The sequence below is a fragment of the Amycolatopsis sp. Hca4 genome, assembly GCF_013364075.1.
Classification (GTDB): domain Bacteria; phylum Actinomycetota; class Actinomycetes; order Mycobacteriales; family Pseudonocardiaceae; genus Amycolatopsis.
In genome coordinates this window covers 2,413,813-2,430,663 of record NZ_CP054925.1, presented here as the reverse complement: position 1 = coordinate 2,430,663, position 16,851 = coordinate 2,413,813, and the positions used below count along the sequence as shown (strand labels likewise).

Below are 16,851 nucleotides of genomic sequence, written 5' to 3'. Positions count from 1 at the left end.
ACGCGGTGTGCCCGTGGTCCGCGTCGGCTAGCGAGGGTTGTGCGGCTGCTGCGCAGAAGGCGGTGGTGTGCCGAGGGTGAAGTGGTCGCCGGTGGCCGCACCGATCGTGATTCCTGCTCCGGTGCCGTGCACGCCGCCGGTGATGTTCACGCCGCGCGGCCCGGGAGCGTCAGTGATCGTCGTGTCCTGGGCGCTCGGCGCGCTTGAGGCCGCCGGGGCGAGTGTGGGTTCGACTTCACACAGCTGGTGGATCAAGGCGCTGACGTCGAAGCGGGTATGACGTCGGCGCACGGTCACGGCCTGGCAGCGCGCGAGTGCCCGCAGGTCGGCGGGCAGCTGCTCCTCGGTGGGCGTGTCCGTGTCGTCGACCAGAACTGGTACCACTCGGACTCCGGCGGCGAATGCCTCCACGATCTCGCCGCGGATCCAGTCAGCTGGGTCGTCGATTCGTCGACCGCCGGCAGGTGTGGTGACGGTTAGCCAGTCGCGGTCGATCACGACCAGCAAAACTTGGCAGCACCGGACTCGTGTCATCAGTTCTTGAACGAAGTCGGCACCTGGCGGGATGGAGTAGCAGTCCAGGAACACTTGCTCCCGGCCGAACGTCGCGGCGAGATCGCGGTCGAGCAGCTCGCCCATGGCGCGGCTGTCGTCGCCACGGTAGTTGATGAACACCCCGCCCACGGCGGCTCCCATCCGTACCTGTCCTGTGTTGGCCAGCTGCCGACGATCAGGATGCCCCACCACACATGCATATGCCGCTTGGCAACCTCAGCGGGTAGGAACTGTCCACTATTTGACCAACAGCTGAGCCTATCTACATGCGACTACGAGGCGTCGGCGACAGCCCGGCCCCCAGCGAGGACCTCGATGAAAAAGGTCAGATATTTCGACGCGATCGGCGGAAGTTCGCGTCAAACTATCTGGCCGTCGCAGCTCGCCGTGCCACGGCAGGTCAGCCTTACTGTCGGTCGACAACGACGTGCCGGACACCGCGCAGCGACCCGAGAAGCCCAGGAACCGGACCTGACCGGCGCGACGTCCTATGCCGGTGTGCTCGACAACGGCGACCGCCTGCGCGATCCACTCAGTCGCGGCTTGGTGTCGCGTGTGGGCGACAAGCATTGTGGAGCAGGTGGAATCGCGGGAGTTTCGGGTGCGGTTGCCGTCAGACGTGCCGCCAGCTCAATACGCGGCGATCGTGCATGCGGTCGCCGGAGTCCTCGACGCTGCCGGTGTTGCCGCCGCATCCTCGATCGTTGTGAATCATGTAGCTTGCGACACGGAGCTGAACGCTGCGTTCGACGAGTTTAGCGCCGCGCACCCGTGGAGCGACCGCTGATCGGGCTCAGAAAAGAGCACGGTGTCCTCAGCTCAGCGCGGAAGTGTGTCGATCGCATCACTGGTCCGAGCTGTGGAGCTACTCGCTCATCGGCAGCCAACCGACTTCTCGACGCTGACGGCCACGCGAGCGTTACCTAACGCCAGAGCTGCCCGCCAAGAATCCGAGAGCGACTAGGCGGGACGCAGATTGCTGCCCAATGACGGCGAGGTGAAGAACGCGTGCCGAAAGGGTCCCTCGTCAGTGAGAGCGCGCGGACCGACGCCGAGATTGACGGCCTGCTACCGGGGCTGGAGCTGTTGGGGCTGAGGATTGTGCTGCTGGCGAATTGATCGTCGGACGGGCCGCACTTGATGCCACTCGACTCCGCGCGGCGCTTGATCACCGGTGCGGTCGTCCGCAAGCCCTGACGTTAGCGACCCGGACTTTTTCTCTTTCGGTGTGTAGTCCGCGGTTCGCTCGGGCGGCGATTGATCCACGACACCGCCCACATGAGCATCCCCAAGACTGCCGCAGCCGCAGACGCGAGTCGGATATCGACGCGCCATGGCGCAGCCTCGCGGCTGGCGTCGGGATATCGATCCTTGCGCGCATTGACAGGTTCGACCTGATATCCCAGGCCTGCACCCATGTTGACTTCGGTCAGAATGTCAAGTTTATCGGCGACTGAGCTGTTTATGGTGATCGAATATTGATTCGAATCTCTGTTAACATTGTCTGGTTTCTGTCGCACTGGTGGAGCTGCTAATGCAAGAGTGATTATAAGAAGAGCGGGAATGATGATACCAAGTGACATTGCAATTGCCACAACGATGCCTGGTGTGCGTGTCGGCCAGTTCGGGATCGTCAACGCGCCGGCGAAGACGGGGCCAGCGACTGCATACGTCAAAGTGCCAAATGCGGCTCCCGACAAGGCCTTGGTTGTCGCTGCGCTCGACAACGAGGCACCTTTCGTCTTTGCGCCTCTGCGCAGTGTTCGAGCCCACCCCAAGGTGAGAGTGCAGACCAGTACTGCAACGGGCGAGGATGACACGAGCCATATAGCCTTTGGGTCGAATATCTTGAGGATTCTAAGGTAATCAAGGCAGTTTACAGACAAGAGCAGCATTACTGCTACGGAAACACCGTAGATCATGAATCGTGAAATCCTGTGCAAATTTGATATGCCACTTTCTTTTGAAGGTTCGCTTTGCTTGTGGCGCAACATTCTGGATTTGGCATGATCGGCGAGTAGCCATGCAATTCCGCTAACGACGCCGGTAGCGCCGACTGCCAGCATTCCACTGGCGGGCATCGACTGGCTCCAGAGTCGATCGCACAGAGGATCTGTTGTTCCGCCCGTGAGCATGCTAAAGAGGTAGCTGTCGAAGCCTAGAACAACAAAGGTTGGTGCAAAAAGGATCAGGGTTCGCGTACTGCTGATGCTTCTTCGATTAAAAAGAATGGTCACGCTGGTGAAAATAAAGCCAGCCAGCAATCCGGCTAGCTGCGAGTTCGTCGCCGCGGAAGATATTGCACTCCAGCCATTGATTGCGCACGCATTTTCGATCGCCACGAGCATTTACCTCTCAAACCTGCTCGCTGCACCGCTAGTCAACATTCCGCTGCGATGCTGCGTGCATCGACTTGTCATGTGTTTTCATCGGCCGAGGGGCTGTTGTACGGCCGTTTTTGATGGTGTCGCAAGAAAACCCCACGCGTTACAGGGTTTTTCGCAGTTCACCCAAGTGGGTATTGGAAATTTTCCGACAGTGTCCGGCGTCCTCGCGTCACAACAGCTCAACACCTGGGGCCGGGCGCATCTCGTTCCTGGTCGGCCTGCCGTTGACGGTGACCGAGGCTATCGACGGCATGGTCCCCGGCCGTGCGCATCTGCGGCTCAGGATGCGCACCTACCTCGACTCGCGTCTCCGCGCGCGGCGTGAAGGCCCTGCTGTTGGTGACACGCAACGAGGAAGCCGGCATCGACCAGGTCGCCTCGCGCAACGGCGCCTTCGCCTAGCTGGCTGCCCCCGATTTTGCGGGCCATGGAGTGGAATCGACGGCGCCCGCCGCCCGGCTGCTCGTCGCGATGGTCGGTCTTGATCGCCTCGACCCTCGCCGCCGCTCGCTTGTCCGCGTCGCCAGCCTGGTCGGCCTCGCCGAGCAGCCAGCTGGTCGCCGCCCACCCCACGCCGGCTACCACGATTCGGCGCCCACCACGACCCACCAGCCGTCGGGGTGCGGTTCGTCGACTACACCACGGAGGACGTCGTCGCCGCGGCCCGTGAGCTGGCCCCCGACGGCTTCGTCGGGACCGTCGACCTGGTCGGCGGCCCTTCGCTGCGGACGGTCGCCCCGCTGGCACGGGACCCCCGCGACGTGATCGCCGTGGGTGACCAGTCCGTGTCCCACATCGGCGGCCGTTTCGTCGAGCGCCGCCTCGACCGCGAGAACCTGGACCGCGCCGCCCGGCTGGCACTCGACGGGCTCCTGGCGCCGCCGATCACGGCGGTCCACCCGCTGTCCGACGCCCCGGCCGCCCTCGCCACCGTCGAGAACGGCCACACCGCGGGCAAGGTCGTCATCAAGGTGACCTGACACGCCCCGCCGAACCGTTGTGCGGCGACCGGCCCGCGCGAACCTGTCAGCTACGAGGGAGTGATGACGCTGGTCCCGGTCGACGACTGCGTGCTCGGCCTCGGCAGCGACGGGACCTCCGCCCGGCCGCAGCCGGAGCAGCGGAGCGTCCCGCGACGGAAAACTCGCGTCGGGGGTGTATGTCCGCTTTGCTCCTATGGGCTGATTCTGCGGAAAACTCGCCCGCGGGGTGTCACGGCGGAGGACGGTCGGAGAACATGATGGTGGAGGAGTACGTCCAGAAGGCCGGCCGCACCTGCGGCCGGCGCGAGGGGATCCCGGGGGAGACGTGCCGCAGTTGCGCATTCACTTCACCGATACGGACATCGCGCGAACACGGCTGAAACTGGAGATCGACCTCATGTGGGAGCTGGTCGGCAGCGCGCAGGTCCTGCAGCACGCGGAGGGCGGGCTGCCCTTCGACTCCTGGCGCCGTCGGGTGCGGGAGCGGGTGAGCCGCGACGGCGACCTGGGGCGGCCGTGTCGACCCTGATGACGGTGGCGCCGCACGCGACCTACTTCCCGGACTTCCTCACTCCCGCAGTAGATGTGTCCGACATCGACGAGAGTGTCGACGCGGTGCTCGTGACCCGGCCGAGCCGCTTTGGCGCCGGAGGTCCGCCGCATCCGGCCGACCGGAAGTGCGGCGGCGAGCTGGCTGGACGACCTCGGCCGCGGCAAGCCGGGAGCCCTGCGGCATCTGCGGCGGTCCTTGCACCTGTACTTCAAGGCGCTCGTCGAACCGTACCTGCAGGTGGTCGATCAGGGGCTGCGAACAGAGTGCGCGGCAGGGATCCAGCGCTACCTGCGGACCGGTCCGGAGGGGTTGCTCGGGCGGCTCGGACCGGACGTGCACTGGCAGTGGCCGATCCTGACCGTCGGCTACCCCGTCGACCGAGACCTGCACCTCGACGGCCGTGGCCTGCTGCTGATTCCCGGCTATTTCTACCTGTACCACCCGGTCGCTCTCGCAGATCCACGGCTCCGCCCGGTCTTGGTGTTCCCTCTCCGCGACCGCTGACCGGGTGCGCTGGCAGTGCGAAGGCTGGCTCACGTCGAACCCGGGCGACCGGCCGAGCTCCGGGATCATCCGGCTGCGGCTGGTGCCGGAGGAACTGGTCGGCGGCGAGGCGCTGCAGCTGCAGCTGGGCGCGATGGGCCGCGACGCCGACGCCGCCGAGCGCGCTGGCCGGGCGATGGTGCGCATCCAAGGGCTGCTCGGGCCCGAGGCGGTGCTCACTCCGCTGCTGGACGGCGGCCGGAGTCCAGCCGAGCGGGTTCGTCTGATCCCGTGGGGCGATCCCCGGACCGCGGTGACCGCGGACGCGCCGTGGCCGGGCCGGCTGCCGGCGCCGTTGCCGGCGACAGTCCCGCGCCGCGCAGTCCCGGCGGTCGTTCACGGCGCCGCCGGGCGCGAGGTCGGATGCACCATGCGTGGGGAGCTGACTGCGCGGCCGGTGACGGTCGCGGTCGACGGCGAGCCAGCGCTTCCGGTGATCAGCTGGGCCGGACCGTGGCTGCACCGTCCGACCGTGCACGCGGGACACCCGCAGGGAGCAGCAGCCCGGTACAGATGGTCCTCGCCGACTCGGCCGCTGACCGCAACAGAGCCCTGATCCTGGCCGTCACGATCGGCCAGAACCCACAGTGGACGGTCGAGGGGATCTACGACTGACCGGACCGTCTGCATGGATCCGCCCTCTCGGGTGGTTGCCTCGGTTTACGTGCCGCTACCCGGCCGGTCTTTTCCACACTGGCGGGAAGGACACATCTAGCCAGCTCGGTAACGGGGGGACATCGTGGGCGTGCTGCTGAAGCCGACCTCGCAGATGGGTCACTGGGCAGTCGAGATGTTCACCGACAGCGCCCGTCTTCGCCGGACCGCGCCCGCAGACACCGCACCCAGATCCGCACATGCCGTGCCGGACGATGTGACGCTGCCCCAGCTGGACGTCGAGGAGGCGTCGGCCGAACGCGGATTCGAGTTCGAGATCACTGACGTCGGCCCGGTGATCGCCACACTCGACCAGGTGCTCGGCGATGCCCTGTACTGCGACTTCATCGGCCGGGTGAACATCGACCTCGGCCGATGGAGTCACCCGCGGAGCGAGGACAGCTGGGTCACGATCGCAGGGCCCGTCGTCGAGGCCGCGACGCGGGTCCATGACCGCACGGTGGAGCTGCGCTACGTCCACGTCGCCGAACTACACCAGGTGCTCATCGACTTCGCGGATACTCGCGCGGCCGACGATGCTTCGGGGTGAGCGACCCGATCGGCTGAACCCATCGGCTCTGACCTGTGCTCATGCGAAGCCGCTCGGGGCTACCTACGCCAGGACTCACTGGCGGCAGAAGGGAAGGACAGGTCAGCCGGCGCTGCGGTCCCGTTGGTGAACGCACGCTGGTGCTGCTCGTGGGTACGGCAGACGCGCGCGGAAGGCCGCCCTCCGGCAGTGGCGCGGTCCAGATGTAGCCGGGCATGCGCACGCGGGCGACCGCGACGAGGGTGCGACCGTAGCCGAGCCGGCGGTACCCGGCGGCAACCTGGACATAGTCGAGCGTGGCACTCCGGCAGGAGGTTCAGCAAGTGATGGGTGGCGGTGCCGGTAAGGGCGCCGTCGAGGCGCAGGTCGATGTGTCCGGTGAGGCTGTCGGCGCCGGGCGGCCGCACGACCAGCACGAGTCCCTGCTGTGGCGCGGCAGCGGGTGGATACTGGACCGCCGTGTCGAGGTGAGTCCATTCGGACAGACGTCGTTCCGCCTGGTCACGAGCTTCGATGAGGCGGCAGGTCTCGCAGAGTTGTGCACTGCTGGTCATGACCGCGTTGCCGGGTAGCGGCCGCGCGCGTCTGCAACATCCGGACTGCCTCCGGCGACGTAAACAAACGTGACCGACGACACGCCGCCGCCGTCCCCGGCCGCGCCGGCTTCGCGCCAGAGATTCGGACCATCACGACCAGCGGTGATCGATGCCTGCTCGAGGTGGCCTGAAACAACCTGTTCGGCACCGGCAACATAGATGAACATGCCCGACGATGCCTCCCGGCCCGACCCGCGACTGCCTGCCCTGCCGCGCTCCGACACAGCGACGCAGCGGGCGCGGCTGCGGGAGCTGTCGCCGAGGATCATGTGGCTCACCGCGGCTGTGATTGCTGTGCTCACTGCGGGAGCGGTCGTGGTGCTGTGGTGGGCGGCGACAGCCGGGCTCAACGGCCCCGAGTTGGTTTCCGCGAGGCTGGACGCGCTGAAGGTCGGGTTGAGTGTGGCGGTCGGCAGCGGTGGTGTCGTCGCGCTGTACCTGTCCTGGCGCCGACAGCACTCCACCGAGGCAGACCTAGACAACCGCGAACGTACCCTTGCCCATCAGGAGCACGATGCGGCCGAGCGGCGACTGACCGAGTTGTACCTCAAGGCCGTCGAGCAGCTCGGTTCCCCGCAGGCTGCGGTCCGCCACGGCGGCCTTTACGCGCTCGAACGGGTTGCCCAGGACAACCCGCGCCAGCGGCAGACGGTTGTCAACGTGATCTGTGCCTACCTGCGCAACCCCTACGTTCCGCCTCCGGAAACCAGCGGGCCGCGTCCGCTGGGCGTGCGACGCCCTCTGCTGCGATCGACCGCTGTCCGCCGCACCCTCACTCCGGTCGTCGGCGGGGCCCACGTCCGGGAGAACCAACTGCAAGAACGCGAGGTTCGCCTTACCGCCCAACGCATCCTGAAGTTCCATCTTCTCCCCGGTATGGATACCTTCTGGCACGACATCGAGATTGACCTCACCGGCGCCACCCTCATCGGCTTCTCCTTCAATAACTGCACAATGGCCACAGCAGCCTTTAACGGAGCGACCTTTACCGGCGCCGCCTGGTTCGTCCAGGCGACCTTCACTCGCGGCGCCTGGTTCGGCAGGGCGACCTTCACCGGCGACGCCTGGTTCGATTACTCGACCTTTGCCGGCAATGTCCAGTTCGACCGGACAACCTTCGCTGTCGACGCCAGGTTCAGCAGGGCGACCTTCAATGGTGGCGGCTCATTCAGGGGGGCGGCTTTCACAGGCGGTGCCGGGTTCAACGAGGCGACCTTCACCAGTAATGCCTCGTTCAGCCAGGCGACCTTCACTGGCACTGCCGCGTTCAGGAAGGCGACCTTCGCCGACGTTGCGGATTTCGACGACGCGACCTTCAACGGTGAGTCTAGGTTCGACGGGACAACCCGGATGGGGCTTGCCTTCAATCCAATTGAGCGGTACGCATCACTGTGTGATGAGGACGTTTCCGATCCGAGAGAAGGCGCAGTCTAACGTTGTTGTCGACTCCGCCGGATACATTCACAATTGGTGCGACGGGCGCTGCGCCGGCAGATCAATGAAGGCCGCGTGGCGCGGCCGGTGACCGGACCCGCTGACCGGGCTGAGCAGGTCCAGCCTCCCCTCGCTGGACCAGTTCGACGACCGCAGTGCGTATATCGGGCTCCTGCAACGCACACCGCTGGCTGCGGCCGATAGCCGTTGTCCTGAGGATGTGCCGGAAGGATATGGACAGGTGCGGCGTTCAGGGAACGCCGCACCGTCGCCCACGGGATCACACGGCGAGTGCTTCGAGTTTGGCGAAGTCGAACTCGACGTGCATCGGCTGGCCGGTCGCGATGACCTCGACACCTCGGCGGCTTTTGTCCAAGCCGGTGACCGGGCTACCCGCCGTGACGTCTACCGCGCCACGGTCGGCACCGGCCCGATCAGACGTGCCTACCGCACACCGGAGGGCCTTCCGCTCGGCGACTGGGTTCACAAGCAGTACGCCGCCGCCAGACGCGGGAGACTGAGCGCCGACCGCCGCAGGGCGCTCGAGCAACGAGGACTCCCGGTTTCTCGGCCATCGGCATAGCCCGCTCGCAGCGAGCGGGTAGCCGTACCCCGTTGCGGTCGGTGCACGACCGTCTCGTTGATCTCACCGACGATGTCCGCGGCTTGGATACGGTCATGCTCCTCCGTCGGCTCGCCCCAGGAGCAGCCGACGACGGGTGCGGTGGTCTTCCTGAACGGCCGCACAGCGTTGGGCGGATCGGCGACCGCGGCGGCGACTTGCTCTGACGAGGCTACCGGGATCGGTGTCCAGCCGCGCGAGATTGAGCGGCGCGGTGGTGGTCACTGACCCGGTGCGATTCAAGGCACCACGGCTGCGCCGACCACCAGATCCGCCGGAGCGCATCCGTCGGCACTTGCCGTGATGGAGATCGTCACGTTGCCGGTGCCGAGGCGCAGGCCGATGGCTGCGGTCGTGCTGGGCGCGGCGTTGACGTTGGTATGGTCTAGCGGGACGGTCAGCGCGGTCGGTGTGCTTTCCGTGGTGACCGTGCCGGTGGATCGCGTGAGGTGGTCGACGTCGACCCGGTAGCGGATCGGGCGTGAGCCTGTGGCCGCGAAGCGCAGCAGCAGCGCCTGGTAACCCGCCGGGTCGAGCGTCGTCTCGACGACGGTGTCCGTGCACCCTGTGGGGATCGTGAAGCCTGGGTAGCTGCGACCACCGATGGTCACCGTGCCCGGCATCGCCGGACCGGTGAGACTCGCAATGCTGGTCAGCGGCCGTGCGTCGGACACAGTCTCGGTGGCTCCCGCGATGTCGCTGCCGGGCGAGCCGCTGAGTTCCGCCACCGCCGCAAACGCGGTTGCGACTACCAGCCCCGCGATGCCGATGACGACGTACGCCGTGCGCGACGCCCCCGGCACTGCCATGGCAGACGAGGACATTCGGGGCCCCTCGACGAGAAGGGACGGGCGAGCCGGACCGGCCGACGCGGCTGCAACGTCTACAGCCTGCTCGACTGGGCGCACCGAGCGGGCCCGGTCCGCGGCCAGCAGAGCGCGCAACCCGGCGGCGGTGTCTGCGCCGCGCTCGAGTGTGGTGCCGATCTTGTCGTTGAAGCCGGCGAGGATGGCGTCCAGTTCGCGGTCGGTGATCTTGCCTCGCCTGCGCAGCTTGATCATCGTCTGTCCTCTCGCCTCAAGTGAGTCTTCAGCGTCCGCCGAGCTCGTTTCGCCGCAGCCGCGACCGCCTTCGGGGTCGTGCGCAGAACCTGCGCGATCTCCTTATCGGTGTAGGAACCCTCCATGCGCCAGGCCATCACCAGCCGCTGCTGCCCCGGCAACACAGCCAGGGCGGCCGTTACCTCGGCGAACTCTTCGGCAATCTCAGCCCGGAACTCGGGAGTGAACAGCGCCGGCGCGGCCGTCGACTCCGGAATCGGCTCGGTGGTGACCACCTCGCGGACGCGCACCGCGCTGCGCATGTACGCGTGAGTCGCGACCGTGCGCGCCCAGGCTGTGGGGTTCTCGACGGTGTCCCATCGGTTCAGCAGCTTGAGCAGCACTCCGTGCACGATGTCCTCGGCGTCCTGAACCGTCGCGCCCAGCTTGATCACGAAGCCGACCAGCTTGGTGGCGTGTTCGTGGTAGAACTCGCCAACGCCGATCGCCTCAGCGAGCGCGAGGTCCTGCCTTGCCGCTTCATCCTCGTCGAGGATCGCGTCCAGCGCGGCCTCGGCCAGCTCAAACCCGTCCCCAGGTTCCATGATCGGTCTCGATGACCCGTCACTGCCCGCACCGTCATCGCCGACCACGGCTCACCCGCGCGTTCTCCCTCGACAAGGCCTGCGGCTGACCGATCTCGACCAGCGTGTGCCCATCAGGTTCGACGCCTGTCAGCCGGCTGCCGTGCGGCAACCCCGCCGACATTCTCGCCCACGCGCCGTAGCGGCGTTCCCGGCGCCGTTCCTTGCGCGCCTCGATCAGCACTTTCGTGCCGCACGCCAGCACGGCCAACACGATCGCTGTCAACACCCACACCATCGTCACCACGTCCTTTCGGCCCAGATCCGTCCTTTCCGGTCTCGGCCCTGCGCCGTCCGGATACAGGTGAGAGCCACAAGGTCGCGTTGCGGAGACTTATTGCAGCTCAGAGGGCTGGCGGAGCACGCCGCGCCGGCGCATCCGGCTCGCCTGGGAACACTGTGCCCAGGAACGCGGCCAGGTCCTCACGCTAAGGCGTCCAGTGCGGCGTCCGCGCTCCCGCCACCGGCTCCTACCGCGACGAGGACCGCCGCGCTGAGCTGGAACAAGCTCGCCGCAGCGGGATCATCGCGGCCGCCCGGGTGAGGTGGCGCCCCTGACCGCGGGCTCGATCCGCTATCGCCGACGGATTGCCCGATCCGTTCTTCCGCCCGCGTAAGCCAGCGAAGATCTGCGTCGGGTGGGGCCGCCCTTCAGCAGGTGCGGGGCCTTCGACACGCGTGTCGCCCTCCCGCTGTGGATCTTCGTCATGGGCTTGGATGTGCCGATTACTCTCTCCGCGGTGCCGTTCGGCGAGATCGCGAAGGTCGCCGGCCATGTCGCTGGCGGGCTGAAGGCCGCGCACGGCATGTGGGCGGCAGTCCCGCCGGGCAAGAAGGACAAGGGTGCGAAGGCCGCGGCCCGGGGCGGCGCCTACCTCGGGTTCCTCGTCGCGACCGGTGACCTGCTGACCTGGTTCGTGGAGCTAGGAGCGATCGCGCTGGCGTCGCGGCAGTGGGAGCCGTTCCAGTGGCGGCACACCACGACGGTGATGTACCTGTCGGCCGAGGCGCGTAAGTCGTTCTCGGGTTACTTGGCCGCGTTGTCAGAGATCAGGTTGGTTGGTAACCCGGAGCCGCGTGCCGCTGCGGAGGAGATCACGGCGATCGTGGCTCAGCTGTTCGACTGCATCCCGACCGAAAGGAAGGCGGCGGATCGGGCAGCGCAGTTGGAGCGGGCCGGGGCTTGGCAGCTCCGCCTGGGTGAGGCACAGAAGGACTTCGTTTTGGTTGCGCGACGGGATGTCGGGACGGCGAAGAAGCTGCGCACGTACTGGTGGCAGCTCTGGCGTTCCCGAACGGTCGAGGAGTGGCCGGGTGGCTGGCCGGGCCCGACGGTCACGCCGGCGACGAATGCGGAGGCGACTACGTGACCTGGGACCAGATCGCAGGGCCCCTGGTAGGCGGTGTCATCGCCTTCATCGGAGTCATGCTCACCCAGTGGTTCACGGCCAGGCGCGAGCGGAAGAACCGGACCAACACGCATTTGTCGCGGCTGATCGACAAGCGGTATGACCTGTACATCGAGTACGTCAACGTGATCAACGACAATGCCGGCATCCTCCTGGGCGAGAACTATTCCGGCGCCGATCCGGACGACGTCCTGCAGCGTCTAGTGCCGCTGGAGCGGAACATGCAGGTCTTCGCGAGCAGCACGGTAATCGGGGCGCTTGAGGAGTATCGCGATGTCATGCGCAGGCTGGCCTCATGGGACATCTTGGAGGAGCAGCAGCAGGCCGAGCTTCAGCGTGAGGAGCACATCGTGTCCCATCTGGCGCTTGAGGCGATCCGCGCGGACTTGAAGATTGACTCGTACGAGAGTTGGCTTGCGCGGCGCCGTAACTTCCGGCGGGTCAAGCGGACGATGTTGGCGTACATGCCCGAGATCGATCGGGTTGCAGCGGAGCGTGCTGCACGGCGCGTCGACGCCCCGGAGCGCTCTTCGGAAGACGATGGCGGAACGTCACCGTGACGGCTTCCGCGCGACCTCGAGTGCGGGATCACTGCGGTCCTTCGCTGGACTGGCGGTGCACGCACAGGGGCGCAGCGGGTGGGTACGGGATGCGGGCACGGAATGCCTGCGCGATGCCGCCGGACGGCAGCGGGGCGGTCCAGCGGTAGTCGGGGGTGCGGGCGTGGGCTGCGGCGACGAGAGTGCGGCCGTAGCCGTGACGGCGGTACTCGGCGACGACGTGGACATAGTCGAGGGTGGCGATCCGACACACGGGACAGCAGGTAAGGGTGACGGCGCCAGCGGCGGCGCCGTCGAGCACGAGCTCGATCCGGCCGGTGAGGGTGCCGGTCTCGGGCGGGTGCGCGATCAGCGCGAGTCCCTGCTGCGGCGCGGCCGCGGGGAGGTGCTGGTCGGTGACGTCGAGCTGGGCCCATTCGGCGAGGCGACGTTCGCTCGGGTCGCGCGCTTCGATGATCCTGCAGGTTTCGCAAAGGGTGCCATGCAGGCGATACCGGTGACTGTAGGTCTGGGTCATGCCGTAGTGGGTGAGGTACTCCCCGCGCAGGCACTGGACGGGCGCCCGCGGCGGGCCGGATCGGCAGAAGATCGCCGTACTCGCCGCGGGCGCCGGATCGCGGACCGCCGACGGCGGGCTGGCCGGCGGTCACCGGAAGTCGCGCGACGGTGCGGTCGCCATGGACAGGTCGAGCGCTTCGATCCGGTCGGCGACGAGGGTGACGACTCCTTCCGCGGCTTGGACCTGTCCACGGATCAGCAGGGCGGCGCTGGCGCGGGCGACGACACGGTTGCGCTGCCACACTGTTGACCGGACTAAGCAGCGACACGCCGACCTGACGCTGCAGGTCGCGAGGGTCCCGGCTTGAGACTGCGCGCAGCCAGTGATCGGAGGGGTGCATGTGCGCAGCAGGTACGCGAGCGATCGAGCCGACTCAGTTGCCGAGGTGGGGCCGGGTCGTGCCGTGGTCGACAGCGCCGTGGATGGTGGTCGGGCCGGACGGGGCCGCCGTGCGGCCAATCGAGGTCTACCTGTCGGATTTTGCGGCCCGTCGAACCCAGCCGAGCAGCGTGCGCAGCTACGCCTATGATCTGCTCCGCTGGTGGCGTTGGCTGGTGGTCGTCGAGGTCGCTTGGGACCGGGCGACCTCGGCTGAGGCGCGCGCGTTCGTGTTGTGGTTGAAGGCGGCGGCGAAGCCGCGGAACCATCCTCGGACGGTGTCGACTGCGACGGCTGGCGCCGTCAACCCGATCACCCGCAAGTCCTACCTGGATGATCGGTACCGGGCGCGCACGATCCGGCACAGCAACGCGGTGATCCGCAGCTTCTACGAGTTCTGGATCGACACGGGCGAGGGTCCACTGCTCAACCCGATGCCGATCGACCCGGGTCGCGGCTGGAGGCGGCCGCCAGCCGGCGGGGTGGGAGAACGCGCAGAGGCGGCGGGCACGATTCGCTACAACCCGGGCTTGCCCAAGCGTGCGCCTCGGGCGATGCCGGACCAGAGGTGGGACGAGGTGTTCGGCGCTTTGCGGTCGAACCGCGACCGGGCGATCGTCGCGGCCGGGGTGAGCAGCGGCGCTCGGCCGAGTGAGTTGCTGGGCATGGCTGGTGTCGACCTGGACTGGGGTGATCAGCTGATCCGCGTGGTCCGGAAGGGGACGCGAGCCGAGCAGTGGCTGCCAGCCAGCATGGAGACGTTCGTGTGGCTGCGGTTGTACGTCGCCGAGCTCGGCATGTTCACGCCGCAGGATCCGTTGTGGCAGACGGTCCGTCGCCGCGACCGCGGTGGCGGGCTTCAGCGGCAGCCGCTGAACTACGAGGCGCTGCGGGGGGTGTTCCGGCGGCTCAACGCGGTGCTGGGCACGAATTGGACGCTGCACGACGTGCGGCATACCGCCGCGATCCGGATGTCGCGCGATCCGAGGTTGTCAATGCGGGACGTGCAGACGATTCTCGGCCACGCGCACCTGAGCACGACCGCCGAGGTCTACCTGGTGGAGGACGAGGTGCAGGTGATCCGCCGCGTTGCCGACCATCTGGCCGCCCGATCCCGGCAACCGCAGGGCCCGCCGACGGTTTCGACGCCGTATGACGTCGAGGACCTGGCCGTCCTGTTCGGAGGGACCGTCTCGTGACGCTCGCGATCCGGGCGCGCAAGAAGCACTGGATGGTCGATTTCACCCCGCTGCTTGAGCGGCCGCGTGCTGGCCGCGGCGACGGGTTCACCATCGAGGAGGTCATGCGGATCCCGGCCCAGTCGCCAGTGTGGCGAGCGGGCTTGAAAGAGAACTCGGCGACGCTGAACGAGCTGCGCCGGCTGCTCGAGTGGCTGGCAGCCCACCCCGGCGCCGGGTGGCAGGAACGCTGGGTCAACGCCGGCGCAGACCGCGGGCTGGACTGGCTGGACACGGTCACCGACACCCGCCCGTTCACCCCAGCCGTGCGGGATGCCCGAGTCCGTGCGATCGGCCACCTTTTCCTGGGGCAGGTGATCCTGCCCAGCTACGACGTCCTGCTCGCCTTCAGGGCATGCAAGCTGTTCGAGCACACCCGAAGGGTTCACGAGCCGGACCAGTTCGCGGCCCTAACAGCCGCCGCAGACGCCCGCGGCATCACGGACAAACACCGGTCGGCGGCGATGAAGGCGATCAGCAAAATCGTCCTGCACCCGGCCGCGGCCCCAGCCAGCTGACCCCCGACGACGTCCTGGAAATGTACGGCTGGGCGATGCACCATCCACGGTCCACGTCGAGACCGACCGGTGGCCTGCACCTGGCCTGGGAACTGCTGTCCGCGATCGGCGTCACACCGGCCGATAGCCGGCTGCGCCACGCCGTGCTGCTCGGCCAGCGCGCTACGGCCGATCTCGTCGACGACTACGAGATCGCGGCGGCGCGAATCCGCGACCTGCTGATCCGCTACCTCGACACCCGCCGCCCCACCGTGGACTACAACTCCTTCCGCACCGACGTCGCCATCCTCGCCGGGCTCTTCTGGTCCGACCTGCAACGCCACCATCCCGGAATCGACACCCTCCAGTTGACCGCGGAGCAGGCAGCGGCGTGGCGCGAGCGCGTTCGCGTTGTCGTGCAGACCGACGGAACCCAACGGCCCCGCACCGACGTGCTGGCCATTTTCACGAAGGTGCGCACCTTCTACCTCGATATCCAACGCTGGGCGGTCGAGGACGCGACCTGGGCCGAATGGGCCGTCCCTAGCCCGGTCCGGCGCAACGACTGCCACGGGTTTGCCAAGGAACAGCGCGCAGCCCGTTCCCGGATGCACCAGCGCATCCGGGAACGGCTCCCGCACCTGCCGCTGCTGGCCGACACCGCCCACCGGCTGCACGCAGACGCTGCCGACCTGCTCGGCGTCGCCCGGCAGCACACACCGGGCGACGAGTTCGAGGTCGACGGCCGCCGGTACTGCCGGCTCCGGATGAAGGGGGCGGACCGGACGTCTGTGTACGACCGTGGCGCCGGGAACGTCTACGTGCGCGACCTCGTCAGCGACACGGACGAGAACATCACGATCCGGGAAGACGAGCGGTTCTGGGCTTGGGCGGCGATCGAGACGCTGCGCCACACCGGGCTGCGGGTGGAGGAGCTGCTCGAGCTGACCCAGCTGGCGATCGTGTCCTACCGGCTGCCCGAGAGCAACGAGCTGATCCCGCTGCTGCAAGTGGTGCCGTCGAAGAATAACGAAGAGAGGCTGCTGCTGGTCAGCCCCGAACTCGCGAGCGTGCTGGCCACGATCGTGACCCGGTTGCGCGGCCAGAACGACGGCGTCGTGCCGTCGATTCCACGTTACGACGGCTACGAGCGCGAGGTCGGCCCGCCGTTGCCGCACCTGTTCCAGCGGCAGCGCGGTAGCCGACGTACCGTGATCAGCCACGGCGGCATCCGCAGGCTGATCAACCGGACGCTCGCGATGACCGGGCTACGCGACAGCCACGGCGATCCGCTGGCCTACACCCCGCACGACTTCCGCCGCATGTTCGCCACCGAGGCCGTGGCAGGCGGCCTCCCAGTCCACATCGCTGCGCGGCTGCTCGGTCACGCCTCCCTCGACACCACCCAGGCCTATGTCGCGGTGTTCCAGGACGACCTGGTTCGTACCTACCGGGCGTTTCTCGCGAAGCGCCGCGCGATCCGGCCAGCCGAGGAGTACCGCTCGCCGACCGAAGAGGAGTGGGCGGAGTTCCAGCAGCACTTCCAGACCCGCAAACTCGAACTCGGCACCTGCGGGCGCCCGTATGGCACCCCGTGCCAGCACGAGCACGCACCGTTGACTGAACTCACTCCCTAGTTTGGGCAGGTC

Annotated in this window: 20 protein-coding genes; 12 read left to right on the top strand and 8 right to left on the bottom strand. The window is 67.4% G+C overall.

Going from position 1 to position 16,851, the window contains the following annotated elements:
• Positions 1 to 27: 27 nt before the first annotated feature.
• Positions 28 to 675 (bottom strand): toll/interleukin-1 receptor domain-containing protein, encoded by a 648-nt coding sequence (locus HUT10_RS10400; RefSeq protein ID WP_176170993.1) that lies wholly within the window; start codon positions 673 to 675, stop codon positions 28 to 30.
• A gap of 1,079 nt (positions 676 to 1,754) precedes the next feature.
• Positions 1,755 to 2,897, bottom strand: a complete 1,143-nt coding sequence (locus HUT10_RS10395; protein ID WP_176170992.1) for a hypothetical protein — start codon at positions 2,895 to 2,897, stop codon at positions 1,755 to 1,757.
• A gap of 665 nt (positions 2,898 to 3,562) precedes the next feature.
• Here HUT10_RS10395 and HUT10_RS10390 point away from each other — a divergent pair.
• The 5 genes from HUT10_RS10390 (at position 3,563) to HUT10_RS10370 (ending at position 6,225) form a co-directional block, all read left to right on the top strand.
• Positions 3,563 to 3,922, top strand: coding sequence for a zinc-binding dehydrogenase (locus tag HUT10_RS10390; protein ID WP_254896804.1), 360 nt, complete (start codon positions 3,563 to 3,565; stop codon positions 3,920 to 3,922).
• Between the two features lie 328 nt (positions 3,923 to 4,250).
• Positions 4,251 to 4,454 carry a hypothetical protein gene (locus tag HUT10_RS10385; RefSeq protein WP_176170991.1) on the top strand — a complete coding sequence of 68 codons (204 nt, stop codon included), beginning with the start codon at positions 4,251 to 4,253 and terminating at the stop codon, positions 4,452 to 4,454.
• Between the two features lie 111 nt (positions 4,455 to 4,565).
• Positions 4,566 to 4,982 (top strand): hypothetical protein, encoded by a 417-nt coding sequence (locus tag HUT10_RS10380; RefSeq protein ID WP_176170990.1) that lies wholly within the window; start codon positions 4,566 to 4,568, stop codon positions 4,980 to 4,982.
• Between the two features lie 4 nt (positions 4,983 to 4,986).
• A complete protein-coding gene (locus HUT10_RS10375) occupies positions 4,987 to 5,577 on the top strand; it encodes a hypothetical protein (RefSeq protein ID WP_176170989.1) in 591 nt (196 codons plus the stop codon).
• 183 nt (positions 5,578 to 5,760) lie between these two features.
• The gene (locus tag HUT10_RS10370; RefSeq protein ID WP_176170988.1) at positions 5,761 to 6,225 is read left to right on the top strand and encodes a hypothetical protein; all 465 of its coding nucleotides are present in this window, start codon (positions 5,761 to 5,763) and stop codon (positions 6,223 to 6,225) included.
• Positions 6,226 to 6,775: 550 nt separating this feature from the next.
• On the opposite strand, the gene HUT10_RS10365 is transcribed toward HUT10_RS10370, so the two are convergent.
• Complete coding sequence (locus HUT10_RS10365; RefSeq protein ID WP_176170987.1) at positions 6,776 to 6,988, bottom strand: hypothetical protein; 213 nt, start codon at positions 6,986 to 6,988, stop codon at positions 6,776 to 6,778.
• Between HUT10_RS10365 and HUT10_RS10360 the strand changes: the two genes are divergently transcribed.
• Both HUT10_RS10360 and HUT10_RS52170 read left to right on the top strand, forming a co-directional pair.
• The gene (locus tag HUT10_RS10360; protein WP_176170986.1) at positions 6,987 to 8,255 is read left to right on the top strand and encodes a pentapeptide repeat-containing protein; all 1,269 of its coding nucleotides are present in this window, start codon (positions 6,987 to 6,989) and stop codon (positions 8,253 to 8,255) included. The genes HUT10_RS10365 and HUT10_RS10360 overlap by 2 nt on opposite strands.
• 331 nt (positions 8,256 to 8,586) lie before the next feature.
• Entirely contained in the window at positions 8,587 to 8,838 is a 252-nt protein-coding gene (locus tag HUT10_RS52170; protein ID WP_368660828.1) for a helicase associated domain-containing protein, read from the top strand.
• Between the two features lie 278 nt (positions 8,839 to 9,116).
• Here the strand turns inward: HUT10_RS52170 and HUT10_RS10355 are convergent, their stop codons facing one another.
• Genes HUT10_RS10355 through HUT10_RS10345 form a run of 3 tightly spaced genes read right to left on the bottom strand, consistent with a single transcriptional unit; the run spans position 9,117 to position 10,808 of the window.
• Positions 9,117 to 9,938 carry a hypothetical protein gene (locus tag HUT10_RS10355; RefSeq protein WP_176170985.1) on the bottom strand — a complete coding sequence of 274 codons (822 nt, stop codon included), beginning with the start codon at positions 9,936 to 9,938 and terminating at the stop codon, positions 9,117 to 9,119.
• Entirely contained in the window at positions 9,935 to 10,522 is a 588-nt protein-coding gene (locus tag HUT10_RS10350; protein WP_176170984.1) for an RNA polymerase sigma factor, read from the bottom strand. The genes HUT10_RS10355 and HUT10_RS10350 overlap by 4 nt, the downstream gene beginning before the upstream one ends.
• A gap of 34 nt (positions 10,523 to 10,556) precedes the next feature.
• A complete protein-coding gene (locus tag HUT10_RS10345; RefSeq protein WP_176170983.1) occupies positions 10,557 to 10,808 on the bottom strand; it encodes a hypothetical protein in 252 nt (83 codons plus the stop codon).
• 493 nt (positions 10,809 to 11,301) lie between these two features.
• Here HUT10_RS10345 and HUT10_RS10340 point away from each other — a divergent pair, with 493 nt between their 5' ends.
• The gene (locus HUT10_RS10340) at positions 11,302 to 11,931 is read left to right on the top strand and encodes a hypothetical protein (RefSeq protein WP_176170982.1); all 630 of its coding nucleotides are present in this window, start codon (positions 11,302 to 11,304) and stop codon (positions 11,929 to 11,931) included.
• Entirely contained in the window at positions 11,928 to 12,530 is a 603-nt protein-coding gene (locus HUT10_RS10335; RefSeq protein WP_176170981.1) for a hypothetical protein, read from the top strand. The genes HUT10_RS10340 and HUT10_RS10335 overlap by 4 nt, the downstream gene beginning before the upstream one ends.
• Positions 12,531 to 12,558: 28 nt before the next feature.
• Here HUT10_RS10335 and HUT10_RS10330 read toward each other — a convergent pair whose 3' ends face one another.
• Both HUT10_RS10330 and HUT10_RS10325 read right to left on the bottom strand, forming a co-directional pair.
• Positions 12,559 to 13,047 carry a GNAT family N-acetyltransferase gene (locus HUT10_RS10330; protein WP_254896803.1) on the bottom strand — a complete coding sequence of 163 codons (489 nt, stop codon included), beginning with the start codon at positions 13,045 to 13,047 and terminating at the stop codon, positions 12,559 to 12,561.
• Positions 13,048 to 13,176: 129 nt separating this feature from the next.
• Positions 13,177 to 13,332 carry a hypothetical protein gene (locus HUT10_RS10325; protein ID WP_176170980.1) on the bottom strand — a complete coding sequence of 52 codons (156 nt, stop codon included), beginning with the start codon at positions 13,330 to 13,332 and terminating at the stop codon, positions 13,177 to 13,179.
• A 155-nt stretch (positions 13,333 to 13,487) separates the two neighbouring features.
• On the opposite strand from HUT10_RS10325, the gene HUT10_RS10320 reads away from it, so the two are divergent.
• Genes HUT10_RS10320 through HUT10_RS10310 form a run of 3 tightly spaced genes read left to right on the top strand, consistent with a single transcriptional unit; the run spans position 13,488 to position 16,839 of the window.
• Complete coding sequence (locus tag HUT10_RS10320; RefSeq protein ID WP_254896802.1) at positions 13,488 to 14,666, top strand: tyrosine-type recombinase/integrase; 1,179 nt, start codon at positions 13,488 to 13,490, stop codon at positions 14,664 to 14,666.
• Positions 14,663 to 15,223, top strand: a complete 561-nt coding sequence (locus HUT10_RS10315; protein ID WP_176170978.1) for a hypothetical protein — start codon at positions 14,663 to 14,665, stop codon at positions 15,221 to 15,223. The genes HUT10_RS10320 and HUT10_RS10315 overlap by 4 nt, the downstream gene beginning before the upstream one ends.
• 20 nt (positions 15,224 to 15,243) lie before the next feature.
• Positions 15,244 to 16,839 (top strand): site-specific integrase, encoded by a 1,596-nt coding sequence (locus tag HUT10_RS10310; RefSeq protein WP_176170977.1) that lies wholly within the window; start codon positions 15,244 to 15,246, stop codon positions 16,837 to 16,839.
• The last annotated feature ends 12 nt before the right edge of the window (positions 16,840 to 16,851 follow it).

Bases quoted from the DNA above. Each gene is read 5' to 3' on its own strand.
- HUT10_RS10350 (WP_176170984.1), bottom strand. From the start codon at position 10,522: ATGGAACCTGGGGACGGGTTTGAGCTGGCCGAGGCCGCGCTGGACGCG.
- HUT10_RS10355 (WP_176170985.1), bottom strand. From the start codon at position 9,938: ATGATCAAGCTGCGCAGGCGAGGCAAGATCACCGACCGCGAACTGGAC.
- HUT10_RS10330 (WP_254896803.1), bottom strand. From the start codon at position 13,047: ATGACCCAGACCTACAGTCACCGGTATCGCCTGCATGGCACCCTTTGC.
- HUT10_RS10365 (WP_176170987.1), bottom strand. From the start codon at position 6,988: ATGTTCATCTATGTTGCCGGTGCCGAACAGGTTGTTTCAGGCCACCTC.
- HUT10_RS10310 (WP_176170977.1), top strand. From the start codon at position 15,244: ATGTACGGCTGGGCGATGCACCATCCACGGTCCACGTCGAGACCGACC.
- HUT10_RS10360 (WP_176170986.1), top strand. From the start codon at position 6,987: ATGCCCGACGATGCCTCCCGGCCCGACCCGCGACTGCCTGCCCTGCCG.